This window comes from Rhodopila globiformis (assembly GCF_002937115.1).
GTDB classification, from domain to species: domain Bacteria; phylum Pseudomonadota; class Alphaproteobacteria; order Acetobacterales; family Acetobacteraceae; genus Rhodopila; species Rhodopila globiformis.
Window position 1 is genome coordinate 36,430 of record NZ_NHRY01000032.1, and the last position, 9,096, is coordinate 45,525.

10 protein-coding genes are annotated in these 9,096 nt (G+C 68.3%); 6 read left to right on the top strand and 4 right to left on the bottom strand.

Going from position 1 to position 9,096, the window contains the following annotated elements; translation table 11 throughout:
- Window positions 1-98 precede the first annotated feature (98 nt).
- The 3 genes from CCS01_RS01260 to CCS01_RS01270 are packed head-to-tail and all read right to left on the bottom strand — an operon-like array spanning window position 99 to window position 3,345.
- On the bottom strand, window positions 99-554 hold the full coding sequence (locus CCS01_RS01260) for a phosphatidylglycerophosphatase A family protein (protein WP_104517015.1): 456 nt from the start codon (window positions 552-554) through the stop codon (window positions 99-101).
- A complete protein-coding gene (locus tag CCS01_RS01265) occupies window positions 551-1,390 on the bottom strand; it encodes an alpha/beta fold hydrolase (protein WP_104517016.1) in 840 nt (279 codons plus the stop codon). Before CCS01_RS01265 ends, CCS01_RS01260 begins: the two co-directional genes overlap by 4 nt.
- Window positions 1,378-3,345 (bottom strand): lytic transglycosylase domain-containing protein, encoded by a 1,968-nt coding sequence (locus CCS01_RS01270; protein WP_104517017.1) that lies wholly within the window; start codon window positions 3,343-3,345, stop codon window positions 1,378-1,380. Before CCS01_RS01270 ends, CCS01_RS01265 begins: the two co-directional genes overlap by 13 nt.
- Before the next feature lie 86 nt (window positions 3,346-3,431).
- Between CCS01_RS01270 and dapA the strand changes: the two genes are divergently transcribed.
- From dapA to CCS01_RS01290, 4 genes are all read left to right on the top strand, one after another.
- Complete coding sequence (dapA, locus tag CCS01_RS01275) at window positions 3,432-4,310, top strand: 4-hydroxy-tetrahydrodipicolinate synthase (protein WP_104517018.1); 879 nt, start codon at window positions 3,432-3,434, stop codon at window positions 4,308-4,310.
- A gap of 480 nt (window positions 4,311-4,790) precedes the next feature.
- Window positions 4,791-5,273: an SsrA-binding protein SmpB gene (gene smpB, locus CCS01_RS01280; RefSeq protein WP_104517019.1), complete on the top strand. Its 483-nt coding sequence runs from the start codon at window positions 4,791-4,793 to the stop codon at window positions 5,271-5,273.
- Window positions 5,274-5,626: 353 nt separating this feature from the next.
- Complete coding sequence (locus tag CCS01_RS01285) at window positions 5,627-5,932, top strand: type II toxin-antitoxin system RelE/ParE family toxin (protein WP_104517020.1); 306 nt, start codon at window positions 5,627-5,629, stop codon at window positions 5,930-5,932.
- Between the two features lie 24 nt (window positions 5,933-5,956).
- Window positions 5,957-6,286 carry an addiction module antidote protein gene (locus CCS01_RS01290; protein WP_104517021.1) on the top strand — a complete coding sequence of 110 codons (330 nt, stop codon included), beginning with the start codon at window positions 5,957-5,959 and terminating at the stop codon, window positions 6,284-6,286.
- A gap of 284 nt (window positions 6,287-6,570) precedes the next feature.
- Here the strand turns inward: CCS01_RS01290 and CCS01_RS01295 are convergent, their stop codons facing one another.
- The gene (locus CCS01_RS01295) at window positions 6,571-6,870 is read right to left on the bottom strand and encodes a hypothetical protein (RefSeq protein ID WP_158258178.1); all 300 of its coding nucleotides are present in this window, start codon (window positions 6,868-6,870) and stop codon (window positions 6,571-6,573) included.
- Window positions 6,871-7,068: 198 nt separating this feature from the next.
- Here CCS01_RS01295 and CCS01_RS01300 point away from each other — a divergent pair, with 198 nt between their 5' ends.
- On the top strand, window positions 7,069-8,244 hold the full coding sequence (locus tag CCS01_RS01300; RefSeq protein ID WP_104517022.1) for a CaiB/BaiF CoA transferase family protein: 1,176 nt from the start codon (window positions 7,069-7,071) through the stop codon (window positions 8,242-8,244).
- A complete protein-coding gene (locus tag CCS01_RS32485; protein ID WP_146101523.1) occupies window positions 8,220-8,888 on the top strand; it encodes a hypothetical protein in 669 nt (222 codons plus the stop codon). The genes CCS01_RS01300 and CCS01_RS32485 overlap by 25 nt, the downstream gene beginning before the upstream one ends.
- Window positions 8,889-9,096 lie beyond the last annotated feature (208 nt).

The window sequence follows — 9,096 nt, forward strand, 5'->3', positions numbered from 1 at the left end:
CTCCGTCGAATTTGACCTATCTCACATCGTACTATGCACAGGCCGCAAGCGGTCTCGCAAAGAGCCGCTATAGATTTCAACGAAACATCATTGGCCTGTCACAACAACAGCAGGCCCGGCCACAGCAGCCGCAGCAGGGCCAGGATCGCCGCGGCGAGCACGCCGGCGATGAGATCGTCCGTCATGATCCCGAACGTGCCGTGCTTGCGGTCCGCCCAGCCGACGGGGCCCGGCTTGGCGATGTCGAACAGCCGGAACAGCACGAAGGCAATGGCCAGGCCCGGCAACGTCGGCCATGCCAGCGCCAGCAGCGCGATCCACTGCCCGGCGATCTCGTCGATCACCACCCAGCCGGGATCGCCGGTGACGTCGGCCAGTTCGACGGCGATGAACCCGCCAATCGTCGCCGCCAGCGCCGCCAGCGCCAGGGCCAGCGGCGAGACCGCCAGCAGCACGGCGCCAACCAGCAACGCCGCCGCCGAGGCAACCGTGCCGGGCGCCCGCGGAGCGTAGCCGGTGCCGAACCCGGCCGCGATGAGGCGCGCGAGCCTCATGCGTGCCGCGCAAGGAAGGCCTGGATCGCCGCCAGCGCCGGCGGCTCGGTCAGGATCGGCGCGTGGCCGATGCCGGGCAGGGTCACGACCTGCATGTCGGGCCGCTCGGCCTGCATGCGGGTCACCGTATCCACCAGCAGGATGTTGGAGACCTCGCCCCGCAGCAGCAGGACAGGCACGTGCGCCAGCGCCCCGAACAGCGGCCAGAGGTCGGGCGTCGGGCCGTGCAGCAGCGATGCGATGCGGATGTCCCAGACCGGATGGTAGCGGCCGTCGGCGCCCGGCCGGTAGGTCAGTTCCGCCATCTGCCGCCATTCGGACTCGGTTTCCAGCGACAGCGGCGGCAGGGATTCGCGCAGCATGGCGATGCAGGCGTCCAGGCTGTCCAGCGCCGGATCGACGCCGACGAACGTGCGGACGAACTCCGCGCCGTCCGGGCCGATGTCGGGGCCGATGTCGTTCAGCACGGCGGCGCGGATCAGGCCGGGACTGGCCGCCGCCAGGCCCATCGTCAGCAGGCCGCCGAAGCTGGTGCCGATGACCACCGCCCGGTGCACGTGCAGCGCGGCGCAGATGTCCAGCACGTCGCGGACACAGGCCTCCGGCCCATAGCGGCCGATCTGGCGGGTCCAGCCGGAGCCGCCGCGCCCGGGATAGTCCACGGCGATGACCAGGCGGTCCTGCATGATCGACGGTGCCAGCGGGGCGAAGTCGCCCGCGGTGCGGACCAGGCCCGGCAGGCACAGCACCGGCGGCCGGCGGTCGCCGCCGTGCCAGATGTGGACCCGCAGCCTGAGCCCGTCCCAGGCCACGATGTCGTGGATCAGCGGGTCCACGGCGTGTTCGTCAGGATCGGCGTCCTGTCACCGCGCTTCGCCCGGTACATCACCACGTTCTCGGTCACCCGCTGCACGTAGTTGCGGGTTTCAGCCGACGGGATCAGCTCGATCCAGTCCACCATGTCGACAGGCCCGGTGCGCGGGTCGCCGTTGTCGGCGAGCCATTGGCTCACGCGGTTGGGCCCGGCGTTGTACGCCGCTGCGGCCAGCGGCAGGCAGCCGTCGAAGCGCGTCAGAACCTCCTGTAGATAAGCGGTACCCAGGCGGATGTTGTGCGTGGCATCGGATGTCAATGCCGCGACGGCGGCCGGGATGCCCAGCTCGCGCGCAATTCCCTGTGCTGTCGGCGGCATCAGCTGCATCAGCCCGCGCGCGCCGGAGGGACTGACGGCGGCGATGTCGAAGCTGCTCTCCTGCCGCATGATGCCGAGCGAGAAGGCCGGGTCCGGCGGCGCCGCTGGCTCATACGGCGCCGGCCAGCCGACGCGCGGGAGGTCGATGCCGTCGCGGCCCATGCGGCGGGCGATGAAGACGGCGCCGTCCGGCATCCCGGCGCGCAGGGCGAGGGTCGCGGTCAGGGTGCGTTCAGGCACGGTCGGGGACAGCTGGTCCACGCGCAGCAGGAACACCCGCGCGCGCTGGAAATCGCCCCACACCATCAGCCAGACGGCGGCGCGGACGACCTCGTGCCCGGCGAAGGCAATGGCGGCCTGCGATGTCCAGGGCGGATCGCGCAGCGCCCGGATGCGCGCGTCCAGAGTCGCCTGGCTCTCGCCCAGCGCCAGGGACGCGAGCTGGCCGTAGAACGTCTCCGGCCAGGCGGCGGCCTTGGTGTATTCCGGCTTCGGGTCCCTGCCGGCGGCCGCGGCGGCGCGGCCCAGCCAGTAGTGCGCCCGGCCCCGGGTGATCGCCGATTCTGAAGCCGCCAGCGCCTGGAAATACGGCACGGCGCGGGCCGGATCGTGCAGCATGCGCAGCGCGATGAAGCCGGCGAGGAACTCGGCGTCAGCCTTCGGCTCGGGCGCGGTCTGGCCATGCGCCGCGACGATGGCATAGGCGTTGGCGGCATAGGCGTTGGCGGCATAGGCGTTGGCGGCATCCCCGTCATGCAGCAGGCGCCGGGCCAGCCGGCTCCGCTCGGCCCAGAAGGCGGGCAGGTGGGCGGGCGCTTCCTGCTGCGCCTGCGTGCCCTGCTTCAGCCACAGCGCGACGGCCTGCTGGATCTGGTCCGCGTGGCGCAGCGCCCGGGCGCGGTCGAGCATCAGCCCGGGATCGTCCTGCAGCGACGCCGGCAGCGCGGCGACCAGCGCCTCGGCCCGCGGGTCGTCGCGGCGGACGGCGAGGCGGGCCTCGGCCGCCTTGCGGTGCGCCGCGTCGAGCCGGGCGACCTGCCGTGCGGCGGCGTGGTCGTTGTGCCAGGCCAGGCGCTGGAAGCGCGCCCATTGTTCGTCCGGGGTGATGATGCCGTTCCAGCGATGCGCGAAGGCGGCCTCGGAGGCGGCATCGTCAATGGCGTCGATCCAGGCGCGGCGGGCGAGATTGGTGGCATCGGCGGCGCGGCCGGCATTGGCGGTGGCCTCGGCACAGCGCAGCAGGGCGCTGCCGAGTGCTGGCGGCGGGGTGCATTGCGCCAGCACCGCGGCGTCGTCGGGGTCGGAGGCGATGGCTTCCTGGCGGCGGTGTTCCAGCGCCTCCTGCTGCGGCCAGTCGGGATTGCGCTGCATGAAACTGGCGATTTCCTCGGCGGTGGCGGCGCCGGGCGCGCGCAGCCGCCAGTACAGCACCAGCTTCTCCGGCACGGGATCGGCGAAGCGGGCGGCCTCGGCCTGGGCATCGGCCCAGCGGTTGGCGCGGATGGCGGCGATCGGGTTGGGACCGGCCTCCTGCGCACAGGCCTGTCCCGCCAGCAGCAGCGCCAGGCCGACGATGACACAACGAATCGGAACGCACATGTCTTCTTCTAGCAAGTGCGGCCTTGCGGCGCATCAATCTCGCGCCTAGCTTCCGGCGTTCGCGCAGCCGGTTTGGGAGAGGGGTTATGTTCAAGGGTTCGCTCGTCGCGTTGATCACGCCCATGCGGGAGGATGGATCCGTCGACGAGAAGGCCTATGCCGAATTCGTCGACTGGCAGATCAAGGAAGGCACCCATGCGGTGGTTCCGGTCGGTACCACCGGCGAAAGCCCGACGCTGTCGCATCAGGAGCACCGGCGGGTGGTGGAGATCGCCATCGATGTCGCCAAGGGCCGCGTGCCGGTGATCGCCGGGGCGGGGTCGAACAGCACCGAGGAAGCCATCGCCCTGACCCGCCACGCCAAGGAAGCCGGGGCGGATGCGGCGCTGATCGTCACGCCATACTACAACAAGCCGACGCAGGAGGGGATGTACCTGCACTACACCGCCATTGCCGACGCGGTGGACCTGCCCATCATCATCTACAACATCCCGCCCCGCAGCGTCGTGGACATGAGCGTCGAGACCATGGCGCGGCTGGCGAAGCACAGGAACATCATCGGCGTGAAGGACGCGACGGCGAACCTGACGCGCCCGCTGCACACAAGCCGGGCCTGCGGCGAGTCGTTCGTGCAGCTTTCCGGTGAGGACCATACCGCGCTGGCGTTCAACACCGCCGGCGGCGTCGGCTGCATCAGCGTCACCGCGAACGTCGCGCCGCGGCTGTGCAGCGAGATGCAGACCGCATGGGCCGAGGGCCGCTTCCAGGAGGCGATCGCCATCCAGAACCGGCTGGTGCCGCTGCATGACGCTCTGTTCGCGGAGACCAGCCCAGGGCCGGTGAAGTTCGCGGCCTCGCTGCTGGGCAAGACGTCGGAGCGCTGCCGCCTGCCGCTGGCCCCGCTGATGCCGGCGACGCGGGAGAAGGTGAAGGCGGCGATGACCGAGGTTGGGCTGCTTAATTGATGATGGGCGTCGCAGCCGGGCGCGGCCCTTTACCTCACCGCCATGGCCGGGCTTGTCCCGGCCATCTGCGCTGCGGCGGTCGGGGGCGGATGGCCGGGACACGCCCTGTAGGCGCTAACTTAGCGGCGGCGTTTGCTTCCGCGTCATGCCGGCCGAAGGGCCGCCATCCATGCCTTGCGGTGCCGGTATCGGCAGAAGGCGTGGATGCCGGGCCTGCGCCCGGCATGACGATGAGGCAACGGCCGTGCCGCCCGCCCGTTAAGTTACAGCAGACCGCAGGTCGGTTGGGACGCACAGGCGTCCTGTCTTCACCGTCATGGCCCGGCTTGTCCGGGCCACCTGTTCAAGCACCGATGCCGCGACAGGTGGCCCGGACAAGCCGGGCCATGACGGTGTCGGTGCACCGTCGCCCTGTCCCAACCTACCTGCGGTTTGCTGTAGCGCCTATGCGGACACGCCCGGCCGTGACGAGAGGGAGAAATGGCTGAACCGAGGAAAAAGGGCCTGATCTCCCACGGCGTGGCGTCGCAGAACCGCAAAGCGCGGTTCGACTACGCCATCAAGGACACCGTGGAGGCCGGCATCGTGCTGAAGGGGCCGGAGGTGAAATCCCTCCGCCTTGGCCGCGCCCAGTTGAACGAGGCCTGGGCGGGGGAACGCGACGGCGAGATGTACCTGTTCAACGCCTACATCCCCGAATACCAGGGCGGCGTGCTGTCGCGCTTCGAGGTGCGGGCGCCGCGCAAGCTGCTGCTGAAGAAGAAGGAGATCGACAAGCTGCTGGGTCTTGTGGCGCGGCAGGGCGTGACTCTGGTGCCGCTGGATATCCACTTCAACGAGCAGGGCCGGGCGAAGGTGCTGCTGGGCGTGGGCGAGGGGCGGCAGAAGCAGGACAAGCGGGCCTATATCGCCGATCGCGACTGGGCGCGCGACAAGGCGCGGCTGATGCGGGCGCGGGGGTAATAGAATAGGTACCTCACTCGCCCTGTTCGGGCAGCCCACACGCTACTGAAGTATGGTCGCGATACGGCAGTATCCTGTTCCCTGTCATTGCCCACGAGACAGAGCGGCGGAGATCTGCCCAACCGTGCCCGTGAGCCCTACACGGTCAGCTGCGCTGCAGGTTCCATCAAGCTACAGCAGACCGCAGGTAGGTTGAGACAGGGCGAGGAATTTTCAGCCTGCGTTGCAAGGGCCGCATTGGAGTTTAAGCAGGCATACGATTGAGATGGCGCACGTTGCGAGCGCTTTCGCCGGTTAACTGCGCTTTAACCGTTTGTGATTAGACTCTTCATATCCTATGGGATACAAAGGATATGGTTCAAACGAGGCCCTTTGAAGTCCTCCAACATGTCGTGTTTCGTGACTGGCTCAACTCACTGCGGGACGCAAAAGCAAAAGCGCGTATTGTCATGCGTATCGCATACCTCAGCCAGGGAAATGCCGGCGACTTTAAAGCGGTAGGCGAATCGGTCCTAGAGATGCGTATCCACTACGGCCCGGGATATCGGGTTTATTACAAACAAACGGGCCGCACCGTCATAATCCTGCTTTGCGGTGGCGATAAGTCCACCCAGGACCGGGACATAAGACAAGCCAGGGAACTGGCCGCGACCGTGTAGCCAGGCCAGCCAGAGATCACAAAAATGGCGAACAGCAACTTATCCCGCTTCGATGCAGCGGACTACCTCGACAGCCCCGAAGCCCGCGCTGAATACCTCAGCGCGGCGCTCGAAACCGGAGACATGCCGTTCATCCTGGACGCCATTGCCGTTGTCGCCCGTGCGGAAGGCATGGCGCGCGTTGCGGAGGTCGCCAAGGTCGGCCGGACCAGCCTGTACAAGACGCTCCAGCCAGGCGCCAATCCGGAATTTGAGACGATTCTGCGCGTCTTCGACGCCCTTGGCTTGCGCATGTCAGCCCAACCAGCCAACACGGCCCGGGATCACGACAACAAGGCGGCGCTGGCCTGCTGACACCCGATCTGCCCGCTATCTCACGTTCCGGCGGGCGCCCTGGGATATGGCGGCACAGCGGCCCATACCCAGGCGTGACGATTGCGCGTGTGAAGCGAGGTCAGGCTCGCCCGTGGCGGCCACCCGCCTCAGCGGGCCGGGCGCATTCCCGCGCAACCATCTCTTTAGTCCATGTTGATCCCGGATCCGAACGGAGCCTGCCGCATGCGCGGATCAGGCCCCGATGGATCACGGATTGCGTGCCGGCACGGAGGGCTTGCCCCTGTGCCGCGCCGCCCGCAAGGTCACGACTTGTTGGGTTCGGCGGTCTTTTCCGGAGCGGCGTGATGCGTCTTGCTGTGCGACGCTTTGGTGTGGGTAGCCTTCTTGCTGTGATGTTCGTGCGTCTTGGCGGCCGGCTTGGTCGCCGCAGTCTCTGCCGCCGGGGCCTTGGTGGCCTGCGCCTCCGGCGCGGCAGCGGGCTGGGACTGCGGAGCAGCCGCCGGAGCCTGCTCCGGCGCGGTCGCTTGCGCGAACGCCGCGGCCGGCAGGATCGCCAGGCTGATGGCAAGAGCGCTGGAAGCCAGTCTAGACGTGCGTGTCATACTCGTTGTCCTTTCTACCGAGGGAATCGTGATTGGCCCCGGTGTGGGACCAATAGCACACGGCAATTATGACGCGACAGGGATCAGCGGGTGGCCGAATCGTGGTAAACGATACGTGGACGCATTAAATATGCGCCATCTTTGCGCCGCCACGCCATCGATGGAACACTGGCTCCTGCAACCAGGGGAAAATCGTCCATGCCGCTGTCCGGAGTCAGGGTTCTCGACCTGACGCGCGTTCTGTCGGGCCCTTTCTGCACCGCGCTGCTGGGCGACCTGGGGGCCGACGTCATCAAGGTGGAGGCGCCCGAGGGCGACTCGGTGCGCGGGCAGGGCGCAGGCCGGGACGGGCTGTCGTGGTACTTCGCCCAGTTCAACCGCAACAAGCGCTCGCTGCGGCTGGACCTGCGCACGCCGGCGGGAAAGGCGATCCTGGCGCGGCTGATCGCGCGGTCGGACGTGCTGGTGGAGAACTTCCGTCCCGGCGTGCTGGCGCGGCTGGGATTCGACGACGACCGGTTGCAGGCCTTGCAGCCGCGCCTGGTGACCTGCGCGATCAACGGCTTCGGCAGCACCGGGCCGTATCGCGACCGTCCGGCGTTCGACTTCATCGCCCAGGCGATCAGCGGATTCATGAGCGTCAACGGCGGCCCGGACGACCCCCCATTGCGCTCCGGCCTGCCGATCGGCGACCTTGTGGCGGGGCTGTATGCGGCGCTGAGCATCACGGCCGCGGTGCTGCACGCGCGGGCAACCGGGCAGGGGCAGCGGGCGGAGGTCAGCCTGACCAACGGGCTGGTCAGCCTGCTGGCCTATATCGCGACCAACACCTTCGCCACCGGCATGACGCCGCCGCGCAGCGGCAACGACCACCCGATCGCCGCGCCTTATGGGCTGTTTCCGACGCGCGACGGACAGATCGCCCTGGCGCCGGCGGACGACGCCTTCTTCCGGCGGCTGGCGGATGCGCTGGGAGAGCCGGGGCTGAAGACCGATCCTTTGTATGCGACGCAGCCGGCACGGGTGGCGAACCGCGCGCGGATCAACGCCATCGTCGGCGGCAGGCTGGCCGGGAACACCACGGCGCACTGGGTCGAGACGCTGAACGCGGCCGGCGTGCCGTGCGGGCCGGTGAACAGCGTCGCGGACGTATTTACTGATCCGCAGATCCGGGCGCAGCAGATGGTGATCGACGTTGACCATCCCGGTTATGGCATGGTGCGGATGCTGGGCTTCCCGATCAAGCTGTCCGAAACCCCTTGCCGCGTGCGGCGGTCCGCCCCGCGACTGGGCGAGCACTCGGACGAGGTGCTGGCCGAGCTGGATTATTCCGAGGCGGAACGGGCGGCATGGCGGCGGGATGGCGTGATCTGACACTGGCGGAGTGCTTTGCGCGCGGGGTTGGCGGGGCGGCCGCGCGTGAAACCAATGTCTCGCGCGGGTTTGGCGGGGCGGCCGCACGTGAAACCAATGTCTCGCGCGGGGTTGGCGGGGCGGCCGCGCCCGGTACAAACAAGCTGCGGCGCAGGTGGCTGCTGCACGGACTCGTTCTCGGGATTGCCGTCCTGGGCGCCATACCGGTTATCGTGACGGGACGATGGGCCGAGGCGGAGCAGCCCCGCTGGATCGCCCGCGCGGTCAACGGGATGCGCGACGACGTCTTGTTGCCGGCGCATCATGATCCCGCCCGGCGGTATCCGGTGGTGCTGTACTTGCGCCAACCCGACATGGGGAACTCGTCGGATCGGCTGCGCAGGCAGGCAGGCGCCTGGTTCGGCACCGAGGTGTTCCGGTTCCGGCATTCCTGCATCGTCATGATGCCGATGCTGGAGCAGAGGCACGACCCGGGTGGGGTAGAGATCAATGTCGGAGGCAAGGGGCCGCATCGCTCAGGCGAGCATAACCTGGCCGCCGCGCTGCGGCAGGTGGTGGACTGTTATTTGGTCGATCTGGATCAGTTCCATGTCACCGAGCCTTCGACGGACGGGATGGGTAGCTGGCAGATGCCGCCTGACTAGTACACCTCGCCGGAAGTGGCGACTCCGTTGATGGGTGGCCCGGCGCGGGTGAGTCTGGTTTGCCACAGTCTGGCGGCAATCGCCGTGACCAGCCGCCGTCAGGAGCCGTTCTGGCGAGTCAGGAGCGGCCTGAATATGGCAGGCCACAGGCTCACGCCTCGCCCTGATTCACCGGAGCCTTCATGCCCCGTCTGACTGCCGCCCCGAT